Genomic DNA, 14,823 nt, shown 5'->3' on the forward strand with positions numbered 1-14,823 from the left:
ACTTAAAATCTGGTTATATCCCTCGGGATTTTCTTGAAAATGATATTGTGTTTTGCCATAAACTCTTTTGATAGCAGGCAATTATCTGCATAAATTACATATTTTTCAGCCTTGGTTTTGATGGTAGCCAAGAAATCATGGTCAAGTGTGGTGATTTCATCCGGATGGTAATAAAAATAATAGGCGGTTTGGTCACGCTCACCCAAATAATGTTTGCTTTCAGCCTTTTTATTTTGAGATTGCTTCAGTCGTTCCTCCTTCGCAATGACGGGAATTGAAGTTTTTGTTTCACTATACCAGATGTACTGTCTAATCTTATCGATTCCCACTTCTTCGTTCAAGTGTTCTTGATTTTCTCCAATGAATAGTGGCTCGCCTAGCTCGTAGTAATCAAAACTACCTCCAGTACCTTCTATTGTTTTTTTACCCTCTCCATAGCCTTTTGCAACACGTTTTACCCTTTCTGCTGTGATATCTTCTGCATAGTCTTCCATCTCAACAAGAATAAACTTACGATTGCCCCCATCTAGTTTATTGAGGTTAAGTACTGCATGAGCAGTAGTACCTGAACCAGCAAAAGAGTCGAGAATAATGGATTCTGAATCCTGAAAGGAGTTCAGCAATAATTCTAATAATCTTACAGGTTTAGGATAATCAAATGCACTCTTTTTGAAAATTCCTTCGAGATCAATACTGCCTGAACTTTTTAAACTAATTATAGAACGAAGAAGAAAGTCATTTACCTCATCTAAATATTTTATTGAACTGGGCTGTGTGTTTTCGTCTTTTGCAAACCAAATCTTTCCGCATTTATAAGAACCATCAGGTAATTCTTCAATCTCATCATAATTTACATTTGCTAAAAATGTGTCTTCTTTCCATCTCCAGCCTCTGTCTGGAACTTTACAAGGTTTATTAGATTTTGGATGAAGTACATCATAACGGGGACCAAAAGTTTGCCCATTCGGCCAACTCATATTAATCTTGCCCCATAGCTTATAATTACGATCAAGATTATTATATAAGGTTATTCCTCTGTCATATCCGTTTTTCTTATATAGTTTTTTAACTTCTGTTTCGGTTTCAGCAATTGATAGATTCTTCCGTTTAGATTTTTGAATGAGTTCTTCTATTTCATCAATACCTTCTTTTAGCTGAGTAAAGCGGTGGTCATGTTTACTTTGTTTTGAATAGAGAAGAATATACTCATGAATGTTACCGATTCCTTTATCATTCTTTGGCACTCTTTTATTCCATACTATCTGCTCAATAAAATTATTTGATCCGAAAATCTCATCAAGTAATATCCTAATCGTATGAATTTCATTTTCATCAATTGAAATAAAAAATACACCGTCATCCTTTAATAGTCTCTGAAGTAACCGCAATCTAGGATACATCATACAAAGCCATTTGTCATGCCTACTAAGATCTTCTCCTTCTTTTCCAACTATTTCTCCTAACCACTTTTTAATCTTTGGGTGATTCACATTGTCATTATATACCCACTTTTCAGTTCCTGTATTGTAGGGAGGGTCAATGTAGATGCATTTGATTTTGCCTTCGTATTCGGGTAAGAGAGCCTTCAATGCTTCCAGGTTATCTCCATGAATAATCATGTTCCCTGCCTCTGCTGAAGATTCGGCAGACACGCCTTTTTCGGCACTAAAGTGGTATTGATGCTCTAAAACACGAAAGGGTACATCTCTGTGATGATTGACTACCTTTTCTTTTCCTATCCAATTAAGTGTTGGCATTTAAAAATTGATTGATATGACTAAATCCTAAAATTACTGATTTCAAATATATGAATTTTATATGAAGGCTAAACGTTTAGGTTTAGTCTTAGTGTTGATAATTGTATAAGTTTGTATAATTCAATAAAGTATTAAAACTAACTTAATTCATTTTCGAAAATCAAGAAAGTAAATCACCGCAATTTGAGTTTGGTTCAGCACTGAATGACGAACTCTATGAGAATTTAAAGAGAGGTCCAGGCTTTATAGAAAGGATAAAACCTTTGATTGAGCAAGGAGCTGATATTAATGCTCGAAATTCGAATAAGGAAACGGTATTTCAGGCAACTGGAAGTTATTACAGCAAGTTAAATCATGATATTGTACGTTATTTGGTTTTAGTAGCTAAGGCGAACATAAATGCTCATGATGATGAATATGTTACAAGCTTGTATTCCTTGGCATTAAGTGAAGATCCTGAGCGGTTAAACCTATTCCTGGAATTAGGAGCCAATCCTAATTCCATAACACCAGACACTTTCGAGACTGTTTTAGACGATATTGAATCACTTCATTATTCAGCCTATGAAGTTTTTGAGAATAAGGAAGAATCTTTACTGGAGGCAATTGAAATCTTAAAATCTTATGGAGCAAAAAGCGCTCATGAATTATTTACCACTGAGCCAAAGGAATATCTTGCTGTGAATATGTTTTATCCTACATTTTTGGTTTCTAAATATGGGCAAATGAAGGTGGAAGATTTGACTAGTGATCCTGCTGTTTTAAAAGAGATTAATGAGTTGGAAAGACTCAAAAAGCAGTATGAAAATATTGGTGATGATAAAGAGCAATTAGCGTTTTATAAAGGGGTTGTGGGGAATCATGTTCGGAGAATTAATGTGTTGTTGGAGGGGTTGGAGGTTTTGAAGGGGGTGGAGATAGTGGGTTTGGCCAAATAAAAAGTCATTTAACCTTTAACTTTATTATATCTTTTTTAATCTTAGACATAATATCAAAGTTACATATCTAAAGTAAACTTCTATGAACCAGAACCTACAGCGTAAGATAAAGAAGCAAATCCATGATACTTTCGCAATTAAAATTGACCCTAAACCGAACAAAATAACTGTTGTTCAATCCAAGTTTAGAATTTCAAAAAAGTTAATGGCGGAAGCTTCTAAAAAAGTGATTCCCATAATGAAGGAATATTTGCAAGGAAAAGGTGAATATGAAAAGCGTGAGCTGAAGGAATTTGCTCAGATTGAATTGGAGAAAGAGTTTGAGGAGTTTATGAAGGGGTAAGTACTATTGAATAATGCAATCTTATACGGTCAAAGAATGCTAGTAAAATAGAAAGATTTATACTGGACGTATTAACCGGCAAGTATAAGCGTAGTGTGGGATTAGAAGCCCTTCACTTTCGGTTTAACTTTATGTTTATTAAAATTCAATTCGTTTAAATTTAGCCCTTTCGCGCGCATTATGCTTTTACAACGTGATTTATTCCTAAATTGCCATTTTTGCAAATTTAAATTTTTATGAGTCAACAACTAAAGAAGAAACATAAATTAATTGGAACACCTTTTTTGGGTTTATGGACTTCAACCCTTGGCCTTTTTGCAGGTTTAACAACAATTGTGCTTTATGGTGTCGCAGGAGCGGAATTCAAAGAGTCGCTTGGCCTTTCTGGAGCAATGCTTGGAATTTTGCTGTCGTCTCCGCATCTTAGCAAAGCTATTTTAAGAATACCCTTTGGAGCTTGGGTTGATGAAGTGGGAGGTAAAAAACCATTTCTAATTCTTCTCGGCTGTAGTATATTGGGGCTAACTGGTATTACAACATTACTTTACCTCTATTATCCTAACGAATTTGATTCAAGTCTTTTTCCTTTGTTGCTCTTTTTCGGAGTTTTAGGCGGTGCAGGTGGAGCAACATTTACAGTTGGTGCACCTCAAACTTCATATTGGTTCCCCAAGAATCGACAAGGTTATGCACTAGGAGTTTATGCTGGATTTGGTAATATAGGTCCTGGTGTTTTAAACTATGTCATTCCTGTTTTGATTGGAGTCATAGGTTTAGCAGCTGCATATTTAAGTTGGCTTCTTTTTCTTGTGTTCGCTACTCTAATATATGCCTATTTTGCAATGGACTCCTATTATTTTCAACTGAAAAAGAAGGGTGAAACAGACGAGCGTGCAAAATGCATTGGAAATGACTTAGAGCAGGATGTTTTTCCTTCTGGAAGTACTCGTGAATCACTCAAAAAATCTGCGTCAAATTATCGCACTTGGATATTAGTATTTCTCTATTCTATTTCATTTGGAGGTGGATTTACTGCACTTGCAGCTTGGTTTCCTACGTATTGGACTCTGTTTCATGATATGGATATAGTGAGCGCGGGACTTGTAGCTGCAATATTTACGATTTATGGTTCTGTTATCAGAGTGCCTGGAGGTAAATTTACAGACAAATATGGAGGTGAAATTGTAGCTGCCATGAGTTTTGGTATTATGGCTATAGGGGCATTAGTTTTAGTTATGTCATCTGCTTTTTACTCTTCGTTTATAGGAATGCTAATAATAGGTACAGGAATGGGTATAGCTAATGCAGCTGTTTTTGGCTTAGTCCCTAAATACGTTCCTGATGCTGTCGGTGGTGCTTCTGGTTGGATAGGAGGAGTTGGAGGTGCGGGGACACTTATAATAATACCACTTTTAGGTTTTTTTGTCGATACTTATGGTCAAATTGGTTATGCCCGAGGATTCATAGTTTTTGTCATTCTCAGCACGCTTTGTTCATTAATTTCTATTGCTCTAAGAGTGAATAACAAGAAACTTAATTATCAGGGCAAATAAACTTAGGATTAGTCAGATTTTTAAAATATTGTAAAGGTAGTTGTATGCCCGTGCTTTCTTTTCGTTCCCTGCTCTTTGTCAATTTTTTTGCTTTAGTACTTGTCTTTGATCGACCTGGCAAAATGTATGGATGAAGTTTGAAGGCATTTACTTTGCAGCCTTGAGAAACATTTAAATTATAGTCTCATGCCTTCCTGAAAAAATATTTTTCTCCATCTAATCTACGTTTTATTATGGATAAATTTAAAACTAATTTTATCTAGTCCCATTCGACAAACCAAGTACCGGATGCTTCCGAAAGGTCAATTATCGAATGAGCGTAACTAGAAAGCGTATCATAATATCTGCGAAATATCTCACTTAAAGTCCTTTCCGATTCGAAAACAGAAAGCAATGAGGCTTGTCCTTCCTTGTACTTTTGCATTGTCATGCTCCGTGCATTTTGGGCGTCCTCCAGAATGCTTTCTGCAAATAATGTTCTCTTTTGCTTTATCAGCCTGTACTTTTCCCAGCTTTTCCTTAGCTCGGTTTCTGCTTCAAGAGATTCAATATCCACGGATAGTTTCGCCTGTTCAAGTCGATTGAGACTTACTTTGTATTTTCCGGAATTAAGACCTGAAAATTTTAAAGGCAATGCCACCCCGGCAAGAAAAGCATTGAATGGTTGCCTGAACTCACTTCCATATTCATAACCAACAATTAAATTGATGTTTGGAAGGCGGTTCGCTTGTGCCTTTTGCACCCCGGCTTCTGCAGCATTTAGCTTGTAAGAAGCAGAGATCAAGTCAGGGCGGTTTTCAGAAAGCTTCTTCAGTAAAGAGTCAATATGGGGTATCTGAAGATTAATCATTAAATCTCCGTCAAACACCAGAGAGTCTTTTGGAATACCACCGAGCAAGAGATAGGTATTGGCTTTTAATTCTGTAAACCTGATTTTTAAATCCAATATGCCGGCCTTGAAAGTCCTTGTCTCAATGCGGATCTGTAGACTATCGATTTTACTCCTTCTATTAATATTCTGATTACGATCCGTATTTACTTGAATAAGACTATTCCATTGCTCAAGAATAGATTCCATTTTCTCTATCAGTAGTTGATTCTTCAGTACCTCTATAAAATTACGCGCGGCATCGGCACGTAAACGCAGTAAAAAATCTTCCAGATTGGCATTTGCAGCTAATTTTTCGGCACGTGCTTGTTCAATCCTGTAACGTCTTTTTCCGAAAAGTACAATGGGGATTTGCAGTTCATATTCGATGTTAGCTGGGAAATTGGAGAATTCTTCTCTCATGAATTGAGGTGAAAGCATCTCTAGCTCAGGATTTTCATAAACCTTAGCCGCTAAAAGCGATGCTTCTGTTGCTGAAACCTCATACTTCTCTCTGATGAATGAGAGGTTATGGAGGAGCACCTGCTGAAGATATTCATTAAAAGTTAGTTCTTGTACCTTAATTTCGTTCGCTTGGGAAATTGAAGCCGAGCTTGCAGAAAGAAATAGAAGAAAAAAAAACAATGTTCGTCCATTTAATGTAGAATCTGAAAAAATGGATTTGAAATTTAGATTCTTAACCAATTCAGTTTTTTTTGAAAGATGGTTTAAAAAATGAAAACCTGTGTTTTCGAAACACAATAGATTCCACAGCAAACCCTGTAAAGCAATAGTTAGCAACTATAAGCCGTACTTTTAGGGCTTCTGTGAAAACCATATTTTCTGTTTATCGAAGTTTAATGGCACTGATATATCGATCAGCTACATTATCCCAGTTAATAATATTTAAAACAGTATCGACAAAATCTCCTCTTCTATTTTTGTGTTTCAGATAGTATGCATGCTCCCACACATCAATAACCAGTAAAGGTACCACGCCCCATTGTGTTAATTTTTGATGGTTTTCGCATTGCAATAAGGTAAGGGATTGTGAATAGGGCTGATAGCCCAATATGCCCCATCCACTGCCTTCTACTGATTTTGAGATTTTGGAGATGTACGCTTTCAGGTTATCAAATGAGCCAAAGTCTTTTTCTATCTGTTTCAGTAATTCCGCTTTGGGTTCTGTTTTTTTATTGGTCAGGTTCGTCCAGAAAATAGAATGTAGCACATGGCTCGAAAAATGATAAGACAACTTTCTTGTCCATAAATCCACCTGATCAAGGTCACCTGATTTTAAGTGGCTTTTAATTTTTTCCAGGTCTTTGTTTGCACCCTGTACCGCTCCGCCATGATGAAATTCATAATGTAGGTGCAGGGTTTCTTCATCCATGTGTGGTTCTAAAAATGTTTTGTTGTATGGAAGTGATTTCTGAATAAAGTTTCCATTACTATCCACCAACTTATCGATTCCATTTTCATTCACATTTTGTGAAAATGCACTATTTAGGGGAAGTATACTAGCTCCTCCTAATATAGCTGAGTTACGTAAAAATTCTTTCCTGTTCATAATTAATCTGTTTTTTGTTAGTTAAAAGGTTATAAAATAATACCAATTTGAAAACCGAAGCTTACCGTGGCAGGCAACTCATTTCCAAAACGAAACGGAATGGGTATAGCAAGATAATAGGTCACCTTTTCCTTTTTTATTATTGGTTTGTTTATAACGGCTGTAAAACCATAACGACCATTCGTATTGAAAGCAAGCCTGCTTAAAAAATTAAAACCTCCGATGTTTCGGTAGATAACACCCGGGTGAAATAACAGGCCGGTTACACTGCTCCTACAATCATTAACTGAAATCGTAGGCACAAATTCTATACTATAAGCTATTTTAGCACTTTGTAGGAAGTTGATGCCAACGGGAAATCCCACCCTGTAATTATTATTAAAATTAAAGTGATTTTCATCCTTTGTAAATGTAGCAATTGGATGAACTATACTGAAGTAGCTTTTTATCTTTGGATAATTGGTTACTTTGTTATCTACCTGTGAGAGCGCAACTGTACTTGTTAAATACGATATAAGCAAAATAAGTATGAGTTGTTTTTTGGCTCCCTTCATTACTAGTTTAATGATTTATCAAATACAAGTATCGGAAAGGAATCTGTAGAAATTTGGGAGGATAACCTGATTACCCGAAATCCACCTCAAAAATATGCAAGTCGTCTACTTCACGATAATGAAGGCTCCAGCCATTTGTTTCAGCGATTTTTTGGGCTATAGCCAAACCCAACCCCCAGGTATCGGGATTACCGGATTGCTTGTAGAAACGGTTGAACAATTTGTTCTTCTCCAATACCGGTCCTTTCTTTTGCTTTTCGTGGCCTGTATTGGCAATTATGAGTTTGTTGTCCTGTGTTTGAATGTTTAGCATGCCATCCTCAACATTATGCAGAAAGGCATTTTTAAGCAGGTTTTGCACCAGGATCTCAGTAAGCATCGCATTTCCCTGCGCGACCAATCTATTTTGTGTTTTCGTTTTCACCGATATATTAAGGGCAGCTTTCTGTTCTTCATAATATTCCAGTGAGCGGCTGATAATTGTGTTTACGTCAACTTGTTCTGCAAGAAGAAACTGCCGGTTTTCTATTTTAGATAAAAGTAACAGCGTTTTATTCAGTTTCTTTAAGCGCTGTGTAGAGCCGATAATGCCTTCCAAAATCTCTGCTTGCTCTTTTGTGAGTTCAGCCTGTCCGATGAGTGCTTCCAGCCTTGATTGGATAACAGATAATGGGGTTTGCATTTCATGAGAAGCATTTTCAATAAATTGCTTCTGGCTTTCAAACACTTCCATGTTTTTAAGTACAAGATCCATAATGGTCTCATTTAGCAGCTGGAATTCATCTATCGGGGAGGTGGATAATTCCGGTAACTGCTGCTTGTCGAGACGAAAATGCCGTAGCTTTTCAAGCATTTCAAAAAACGGTTTCCATATTTTTTTGGAGATAATGCGGTGAGATAAATAAAATGAAAGCGCCAACCCCAGTAATAAACCTCCTAGTGTAATCGCAATTGTACCAATCATTTCAGCTGCTTCTAGGTGCGGCTTTACAATTTCCAATCGGTAATGTTTGCCCTGTAATTTCACAAAGGCGGTTAGCTTTCTATATTCATCCAGCTCATTATCCACAGGTTCATAGATAAGGATATCTGTATAGCTTTCTTTGCCTCGTTGGAAAACTGCTTCTTCAATAGGATAAAAGGTAAAATCATCCAGTGGGTTGTCTCCTTTGAATGGTGCATCAGGATTATCTTGGAGGTAAGCCAGTAGGTTGACTTTGCGGTTGTACAACACTTCATCTACATTTTGAAGTACATTCCAGCTAAGTACCAAGTAAAACAATATGGAAAAAATCCCGAACAGGATCAGGAAATATAGAATTTGAATGCGAGAAGTATAGGTAAGCAGCTTCATAATGTTTTGATTTGATAACCTACTCCATAGATGTTGTCTATTTCTACCTGTGCCCCAGCTTCTTTTAACTTTCTTTTGAGGTTCCTGATCTGTGAGAATAGAAAATCGAAGCTCTGTGCTTCGTCCACATAGTCGCCCCAAATATATTCAGCCAATGATACTTTGGAGATCACCCGCTTATGGTTGTTGATCAGGTGCGTAAGAATGGCATATTCTTTTTTGGTGAATGAAATATTATTTTCAAGGTCGTCTATCCCTACCAGGTACTGGTCAGGTTCAATAACCAGATTGGCATAGCGGACAAGTTTGTTGGTTTTGAATTGTTTTCTACGGATGATGGCTTTTATCCGGGCATTGAGTTCGGAAAAGTAAAACGGTTTGGTAAGGTAGTCATCAGCCCCAAGGCCGAGACCTTTTAATTTGTCATCCAACGAATTCCGTGCTGAAAGAATAATTACTCCATCGGTCTTTCCTTTCTTAAAAAGTGTTTCCAGCAGGTCAAAACCGCTCCCGTCAGGAAGATTGATGTCTAGGATAATGTAATCATATTCATAAAGGGAAATGCGCTCCATAGCAGACTGGAACCTCGTTGCAGAATCAAAAACAAACCCTTCTTCGGAAACAAAATCTTCCAGACTTTTTAGCAATTGGGGTTCGTCTTCTATTATGAGTAATTTCATAACTTCAAAATACGGTTTTAATTCTGTAGAAATGTTGGCGAAAATCAAGCTCTTTTGGTATTAGCCTTGACTTTGCGTGCCGTCAAAAACCAAATGTGGCTAATTTACGGTTGGTTTTCTTCATTATGGCATACAAATCTCTATTTGTATTAAGCAGTATATTTTATTGAACTATTATTTTGCTGTTTAGTTTATTCGCAAATAAGAATTTGGATACAAATAATATACATTCAAGGGAAATACCAGGTATCTTAATACAAATAGCGTCCTTCCTAAAAGCTAAATTTATTATAAGTTTTTTCTACCTTTTTTAGATAGTCCAGACACAAGCCAAGAAGCTTGCACTGGAGAATCTAACGCGTTTTTTTTCGTAACTTGATCGATTGGGATGATTTCTGAATAAAGTTTCCATTACTATCCACCAACTTATCGATTCCATTTTCAGTCACATTTTGTGAAAATGCAGTACTTAAGGGAAGTATACTAGCTCCTCCTAAGATAGCTGAGTTACGTAAAAATTCTTTCCTGTTCATAATTATCCTATTTTTGATTTATAATTTTTTAATGCTCTGATATTTATAAAGTTTTATTTTTTAATCTGCCCAAAGGCTTTCCCCACCTTTTTCACAGGTAATTTACAGGTTTTATTTCTGCACACATAAATCATGGTGTTGACTTTACTTAACTTGTTTTCAAGCAAAGGCAGGTTTTCTTTTTCTCCTCCCATGAATAAATTTTTATAGTTCTTCTCCTTTAGCCACTTTCAACTCATATTGCGCTGCGTTGTAATCACCAACTGATTTCAAATAATCAATTAGCGCCTGTAAGTAGAATTGCTGTGCCTGAAAAACCTCAAAAGGCTTGGCTGTGCCGTTTTCCTGCTTTTTAATGCTTTGATCGACTGCTTCGGCCGTAAGCTCCAATGATTCCTTTGCAATTTCTACTTGCTGCTTTCCCAGATCAATTTTTTGCTGAGCATTGGTTATTTCCTCCCGAATTTGAGCTTTCATTTGCTCAGATTCTATTTCTGCTAAGCTTATCCGGCTATTATAAACTTTAAGCTCTCCACCGGAAAACAGTCTTCCCAAAGGAATATTCCACATTAACGAGGCATTTAGTGCCCTTGTTGGATACTGTTGCCTGGTTTCGGGGAAACGGTTTGGTTCCATTGCGCGCACATTACCTGATAAATTTCCGAAATAAGACCCATAAGCACCTACTGCTAGTTCGGGAATTAGCAGACCAACTGTAGTGGTTTTCTTTTCGGTTTCGATGGCTTCCAGATCTAGTGCTATAGCTTTTATTTCTGCCCTGTTATGCCCTTCGACACTCTCCACTAATAAATCTTCTTCAAACTGAAGAACAGTCATCATGCTATCTGCACTGACTAACTGAATTCCCTTTTTAAAATTTAATATATTCACAAGCCTGGAAGATTTTTCCAGAAATCGCTTGTGGGCATTCGCCATTTCCACCTTTAGATGATTACGATTGCTTTTAGCCAAGAGTAATTCGGACTCGTAAAGCAAGCCTGACTCCACCTGATGATCGATTTGACTGGCAATAGAATCAGCCTGGCTTACCAAATTTTGATAAGCGCTTAACTCTGCCTGTGCGGCCTGCAATTCATAATATGCCTTGATAGCTTCTAAAATAACCTGATTTCTTTCCGCTTCAGTTTTGTAGGATGAAGCATCTGATTTCAGGGAAGCTGCTTTGGACTTGAATATGCCATCTGCAAAATCCCAGTTTGCATTTAAGCCAATCCCGCTCCATAAATTACTTCGATCTACTTCCAGGAAAAAACCTCCATCCGCATTCATGGCCGCTCCTGCCAGCTGATGTGTTTGCAGGCCAGCATAAATATCGGGCAGCCACCATTCATTAGCTTCAGTATTTTGAGCATTCGCCAATTCCTGACGTTCCTGATATTCTTTAATGGTCAAGTTATTAGCCCCTGCCAGCTCCATTACTTTCTCTAAAATAAGTGGAATGGTGTCTTGAGCCATAGTCAGGTGGCAATAGGCAATAAGCAAAACTATAATTGAAAACTTAACTTTTTCTCTAAAGATAATTTTTCTTCAGGTGAGCTTATGAATTCATCAACATAAGTTAAAATTATTACTTCCTTATTACCGTCTATGATACTCTTAATTGATACTTTCATTTTGTTTTTTTAGGTGTAATAAATATTTCAGTTTTAATATGCCAGAAACGTAGCTTTGCGTTAAAAATATTTAGCCTGACTAAATATTCCATTTCTTTTTATAGACATCTTGATAATCTGAATCACCACAGATACAATTTTTACTTAGGTTTTTAATGTAATTGAAATTACCTGGATTTTCTTTGTTAATTTTAGCTAGAATCTGCCACTGAGTTACATCAAAATTTTGCTTCCTACTAAACTCACTTTTTTCTATGACTAGTTCTGCTGCTAATAGGATTCCTGCCAAAGCAGATTGAAAAGAGAGTGGAACATCTACTTTCTCAACCAATTTACTATCTTTAAGCTCTAGCACTTTATAACCACAAATCACTTCTGAGTAGAAATCAGTTAGGTTTTTACCAATATATTCTTTTAGTGAATTCTTTTCTAAATCATTTTTCTCGGAATATTTGTCAATAAATTCATGATCAATTTTATTACTAGGTTGTAAATATTTATATAAAAAATTTTCTTGACCCTTCAAGTTTAAGGATTCAACCATTAAGGTTAAGTCACCTTTTTCTTCTTTGGTTGGAATATATATGCATGCCAAGCAAGAGTCTTCAATAAAATTTAAATGCCTTGATATCCCAACTCTAGAGTCGTCTGTATAAGCATTGATAATCTTTTGAGGTAGACTGCTCTGTATGTTTATTCTTTCTTCTTTTGAATCAACAGCTACAAGAACCATTTTAGATGTACAAGATCCTTTATAATCTTCCCCTATGTAGTTCGCCCATTTCTTTTTATAAGAAACAGGCTTAAATTTATTATCGTTTAAATGCTTTTTAGCTACATCTACTTTCCACTTATTTTCATCAGTCTCATTAAATAAAATATATCTTTGAAGATTAGATTTATCCAACTTTTCATGATCAATTAGGTTAATTCTTCCTTTAAGACCTTTTAATTTTGAAAGTGCCCAGACGGTTGCAGAACCAATTGCTCCAATCCCAACTAAGTCAAACTCGTCTAAATCTAAATTTTCAGTTTTAATATTAAAATTAGCACCATAATATTGATCTAGAATTGAAAATCTAACATTATCATCAATTGTGAATTTAAGTTCCTTTTCAAACACTGATCTGAATAAATTGGAGGCAGCTATACATGCAGCAATGCTAGCACCAAACGGATTCTTAGAAAATGCGAAACTTTGAGGTCTCGTAGTAGAGAAAAGGGCAGTCCAATTATCAGACCCAAGATAAAATCTGATTTCGCCTTTTAGCTGTTTTGGTTTTTTACAGGTTGATAGTATTATGCTTGGAGTTTTATCATTTTCAATGTCAATTTCTTTATTAATCTTTTTTGCATATTTCGAAAGTTTAGTAATGGTTTTTTCAGCTCCTATAAGATCACATTTGAAACTAATTCTCGGATAAAGTCTGGCTATTATACTTATAAGTAACTCCAAACAACATTTAGCCTCATAAGAACTATGGTACTGATCATCGAATTCGAGGCAAATGAGTTGATTATTTAATTTTTCTTTTATAAATCTATCCGAATCAGAAGACATCAATTTGTTCAAAGCCAACAGATCCTTTTCAAAATATTTTGCAAATCCCATTATTCCATAATAAAAGTTGACTGAACTAATTCACTGCTAAGTTCTTTCCAGCCTTTAAACCGATCAAGCTGATATACAGCCCAAAACTTGGTGTCGATATTATCGCGAGCAAAATTTGGCACCACTATAGATAAGCCTCCATATCTGGTGACAATACAGTTTTCATCATCAGCCAATGAGTGATATGCCTTACCGGGATGAGTATGCATTTGAATGTAAAGAGTTAGTTTATTATCGTAGGCAAAATCACCCAATCTATCTAATTCCTCATGAGAAACATAATACAATAGTCCTTCTGAAGTGCAATAAGACTCTTGCTCAGGGATATAAAGTTTTGAGACATTAAATACTTTTCCTTCAAGTTTACCCAGAAATAATACTACACTCTCTAATCCATCTCTTCCTATCTTTCGCATAAATAAATATGCATCTTCCATAATATCCATAGGGATATTTATTTTTGTAATTGATTCTAAATCTGTCATTTGCTTACAGGTCCTTTTTCCATTGCATCAAAAGTTTTGTTCCAATTTGAGATTGCATATAACTGTAGACTATTAAGAATATTATTAATGGCTCCTTTACCCGTATTTCTATATAAATGCCATGAATCACCATTGTGCTGAGGATGCTCATGATATTCTCTATTTCCTCTTAAACATATAAATATGTCATCGTTCAAATCCTTAAGTAAAATATTTTGAATAGTTGTTATTTTAGAGTTTGATTGTTGATCTGGATGTATTCTTATGTCTAATATTGGCAGTTGTTTCGTAACTTTAGAATCAAAAGGATTTATAAACTTTATAGAAGGAGGAAGCAAATCATAATTTCTGTAGTCAACCCTGATTGCAAATAAGAAAGAAGGGTATTGTCTTACTTTAAAGCCATTCTGAATTTGATCTAAAACACTATACTTGGTTAAAAAGAAAGCAAATTCAAAAAAAGGAAACTCCATACTTAGACAAATAATACCTTCCTTTCTATAATCATTTTCATGATCAAGAAATAAATTTACTTGCCGATCAAATTTTCTTCTTGTAACTTCAATATCTACAAATTGAGTCTCCTTAATTACATCCACCTCCGCCATCTCTTAATGTTAATTTCAAAAGATCATTATTAGCCAAACCTAGCTCTTCAACTTTTTTGGAAGTATCAAGTTGATTACCATTAAAGGTAACAATCCAATCACCTATTTCTCTACCGTGATTTTTAAGTGCTTTTTTAACAGATACAGAAAGTGGTTGATTTAAATTTACGTTTGTTATATTCTCAGTTTCAGAACCGATTCTAAACGTTAATGTAATTAATTGTGTTTTATTCATTTTTCTTTATATTTAATTTATATTTTAGAATTTGGCTTTAAATAGCCTTCATTAATAAATGCTGACCAACTTTTAAAAGTTGCCATGAAGTGGCAATTT

17 protein-coding genes are annotated in these 14,823 nt (G+C 35.6%); 3 read left to right on the forward strand and 14 right to left on the reverse strand.

Going from position 1 to position 14,823, the window contains the following annotated elements:
• Positions 1-2 precede the first annotated feature (2 nt).
• On the reverse strand, positions 3-1,757 hold the full coding sequence (locus QYS49_RS01950) for a site-specific DNA-methyltransferase (protein ID WP_308349947.1): 1,755 nt from the start codon (positions 1,755-1,757) through the stop codon (positions 3-5).
• A 263-nt stretch (positions 1,758-2,020) separates the two neighbouring features.
• Between QYS49_RS01950 and QYS49_RS01955 the strand changes: the two genes are divergently transcribed.
• The 3 genes from QYS49_RS01955 to QYS49_RS01965 all read left to right on the forward strand — a co-directional run bounded on the left by QYS49_RS01955 (position 2,021) and on the right by QYS49_RS01965 (position 4,591).
• Positions 2,021-2,695 (forward strand): ankyrin repeat domain-containing protein, encoded by a 675-nt coding sequence (locus QYS49_RS01955; protein ID WP_308349948.1) that lies wholly within the window; start codon positions 2,021-2,023, stop codon positions 2,693-2,695.
• An 82-nt stretch (positions 2,696-2,777) separates the two neighbouring features.
• Positions 2,778-3,038 (forward strand): hypothetical protein, encoded by a 261-nt coding sequence (locus tag QYS49_RS01960; protein WP_308349949.1) that lies wholly within the window; start codon positions 2,778-2,780, stop codon positions 3,036-3,038.
• 236 nt (positions 3,039-3,274) lie between these two features.
• Positions 3,275-4,591 carry an MFS transporter gene (locus QYS49_RS01965; protein ID WP_308349950.1) on the forward strand — a complete coding sequence of 439 codons (1,317 nt, stop codon included), beginning with the start codon at positions 3,275-3,277 and terminating at the stop codon, positions 4,589-4,591.
• A gap of 259 nt (positions 4,592-4,850) precedes the next feature.
• On the opposite strand, the gene QYS49_RS01970 is transcribed toward QYS49_RS01965, so the two are convergent.
• The 13 genes from QYS49_RS01970 to QYS49_RS02030 form a co-directional block, all read right to left on the reverse strand.
• On the reverse strand, positions 4,851-6,164 hold the full coding sequence (locus tag QYS49_RS01970; protein ID WP_308349951.1) for a TolC family protein: 1,314 nt from the start codon (positions 6,162-6,164) through the stop codon (positions 4,851-4,853).
• Between the two features lie 142 nt (positions 6,165-6,306).
• Positions 6,307-7,029 (reverse strand): superoxide dismutase, encoded by a 723-nt coding sequence (locus tag QYS49_RS01975; protein WP_308349952.1) that lies wholly within the window; start codon positions 7,027-7,029, stop codon positions 6,307-6,309.
• Positions 7,030-7,058: 29 nt separating this feature from the next.
• Positions 7,059-7,583: a hypothetical protein gene (locus QYS49_RS01980; protein WP_308349953.1), complete on the reverse strand. Its 525-nt coding sequence runs from the start codon at positions 7,581-7,583 to the stop codon at positions 7,059-7,061.
• Positions 7,584-7,653: 70 nt separating this feature from the next.
• Positions 7,654-8,937, reverse strand: coding sequence for a sensor histidine kinase (locus tag QYS49_RS01985; protein WP_308349954.1), 1,284 nt, complete (start codon positions 8,935-8,937; stop codon positions 7,654-7,656).
• A complete protein-coding gene (locus QYS49_RS01990) occupies positions 8,934-9,617 on the reverse strand; it encodes a response regulator transcription factor (protein WP_308349955.1) in 684 nt (227 codons plus the stop codon). Before QYS49_RS01990 ends, QYS49_RS01985 begins: the two co-directional genes overlap by 4 nt.
• Positions 9,618-9,970: 353 nt before the next feature.
• Positions 9,971-10,150 (reverse strand): hypothetical protein, encoded by a 180-nt coding sequence (locus tag QYS49_RS01995; RefSeq protein WP_308349956.1) that lies wholly within the window; start codon positions 10,148-10,150, stop codon positions 9,971-9,973.
• A gap of 53 nt (positions 10,151-10,203) precedes the next feature.
• Positions 10,204-10,344 (reverse strand): hypothetical protein, encoded by a 141-nt coding sequence (locus QYS49_RS02000; RefSeq protein ID WP_308349957.1) that lies wholly within the window; start codon positions 10,342-10,344, stop codon positions 10,204-10,206.
• A 10-nt stretch (positions 10,345-10,354) separates the two neighbouring features.
• The gene (locus tag QYS49_RS02005) at positions 10,355-11,626 is read right to left on the reverse strand and encodes a TolC family protein (protein ID WP_308349958.1); all 1,272 of its coding nucleotides are present in this window, start codon (positions 11,624-11,626) and stop codon (positions 10,355-10,357) included.
• Between the two features lie 29 nt (positions 11,627-11,655).
• Positions 11,656-11,784, reverse strand: coding sequence for a hypothetical protein (locus tag QYS49_RS02010; RefSeq protein WP_308349959.1), 129 nt, complete (start codon positions 11,782-11,784; stop codon positions 11,656-11,658).
• 79 nt (positions 11,785-11,863) lie between these two features.
• Positions 11,864-13,396: an E2 ligase fold family C protein gene (locus QYS49_RS02015; protein ID WP_308349960.1), complete on the reverse strand. Its 1,533-nt coding sequence runs from the start codon at positions 13,394-13,396 to the stop codon at positions 11,864-11,866.
• On the reverse strand, positions 13,396-13,881 hold the full coding sequence (locus QYS49_RS02020; RefSeq protein WP_308349961.1) for a hypothetical protein: 486 nt from the start codon (positions 13,879-13,881) through the stop codon (positions 13,396-13,398). Before QYS49_RS02020 ends, QYS49_RS02015 begins: the two co-directional genes overlap by 1 nt.
• Positions 13,878-14,480, reverse strand: coding sequence for a putative metal-binding protein (locus QYS49_RS02025; protein ID WP_308349962.1), 603 nt, complete (start codon positions 14,478-14,480; stop codon positions 13,878-13,880). The genes QYS49_RS02020 and QYS49_RS02025 overlap by 4 nt, the downstream gene beginning before the upstream one ends.
• On the reverse strand, positions 14,467-14,724 hold the full coding sequence (locus tag QYS49_RS02030; protein WP_308349963.1) for a DUF2604 domain-containing protein: 258 nt from the start codon (positions 14,722-14,724) through the stop codon (positions 14,467-14,469). The genes QYS49_RS02025 and QYS49_RS02030 overlap by 14 nt, the downstream gene beginning before the upstream one ends.
• Positions 14,725-14,823: the final 99 nt, after the last annotated feature.

It is taken from the genome of Marivirga salinae, from assembly GCF_030503855.1.
Lineage (GTDB): Bacteria > Bacteroidota > Bacteroidia > Cytophagales > Cyclobacteriaceae > Marivirga > Marivirga salinarum.

Bases quoted from the DNA above. Each gene is read 5' to 3' on its own strand.
- QYS49_RS01980 (WP_308349953.1), bottom strand. From the start codon at position 7,583: ATGAAGGGAGCCAAAAAACAACTCATACTTATTTTGCTTATATCGTAT.
- QYS49_RS02010 (WP_308349959.1), bottom strand. From the start codon at position 11,784: ATGAAAGTATCAATTAAGAGTATCATAGACGGTAATAAGGAAGTAATA.
- QYS49_RS01950 (WP_308349947.1), bottom strand. From the start codon at position 1,757: ATGCCAACACTTAATTGGATAGGAAAAGAAAAGGTAGTCAATCATCAC.
- QYS49_RS02015 (WP_308349960.1), bottom strand. From the start codon at position 13,396: ATGGGATTTGCAAAATATTTTGAAAAGGATCTGTTGGCTTTGAACAAA.
- QYS49_RS01995 (WP_308349956.1), bottom strand. From the start codon at position 10,150: ATGAACAGGAAAGAATTTTTACGTAACTCAGCTATCTTAGGAGGAGCT.
- QYS49_RS01990 (WP_308349955.1), bottom strand. From the start codon at position 9,617: ATGAAATTACTCATAATAGAAGACGAACCCCAATTGCTAAAAAGTCTG.
- QYS49_RS02005 (WP_308349958.1), bottom strand. From the start codon at position 11,626: ATGGCTCAAGACACCATTCCACTTATTTTAGAGAAAGTAATGGAGCTG.
- QYS49_RS01965 (WP_308349950.1), top strand. From the start codon at position 3,275: ATGAGTCAACAACTAAAGAAGAAACATAAATTAATTGGAACACCTTTT.
- QYS49_RS02020 (WP_308349961.1), bottom strand. From the start codon at position 13,881: ATGACAGATTTAGAATCAATTACAAAAATAAATATCCCTATGGATATT.
- QYS49_RS01975 (WP_308349952.1), bottom strand. From the start codon at position 7,029: ATGAACAGGAAAGAATTTTTACGTAACTCAGCTATATTAGGAGGAGCT.
- QYS49_RS01985 (WP_308349954.1), bottom strand. From the start codon at position 8,937: ATGAAGCTGCTTACCTATACTTCTCGCATTCAAATTCTATATTTCCTG.
- QYS49_RS01960 (WP_308349949.1), top strand. From the start codon at position 2,778: ATGAACCAGAACCTACAGCGTAAGATAAAGAAGCAAATCCATGATACT.
- QYS49_RS02000 (WP_308349957.1), bottom strand. From the start codon at position 10,344: ATGGGAGGAGAAAAAGAAAACCTGCCTTTGCTTGAAAACAAGTTAAGT.
- QYS49_RS02030 (WP_308349963.1), bottom strand. From the start codon at position 14,724: ATGAATAAAACACAATTAATTACATTAACGTTTAGAATCGGTTCTGAA.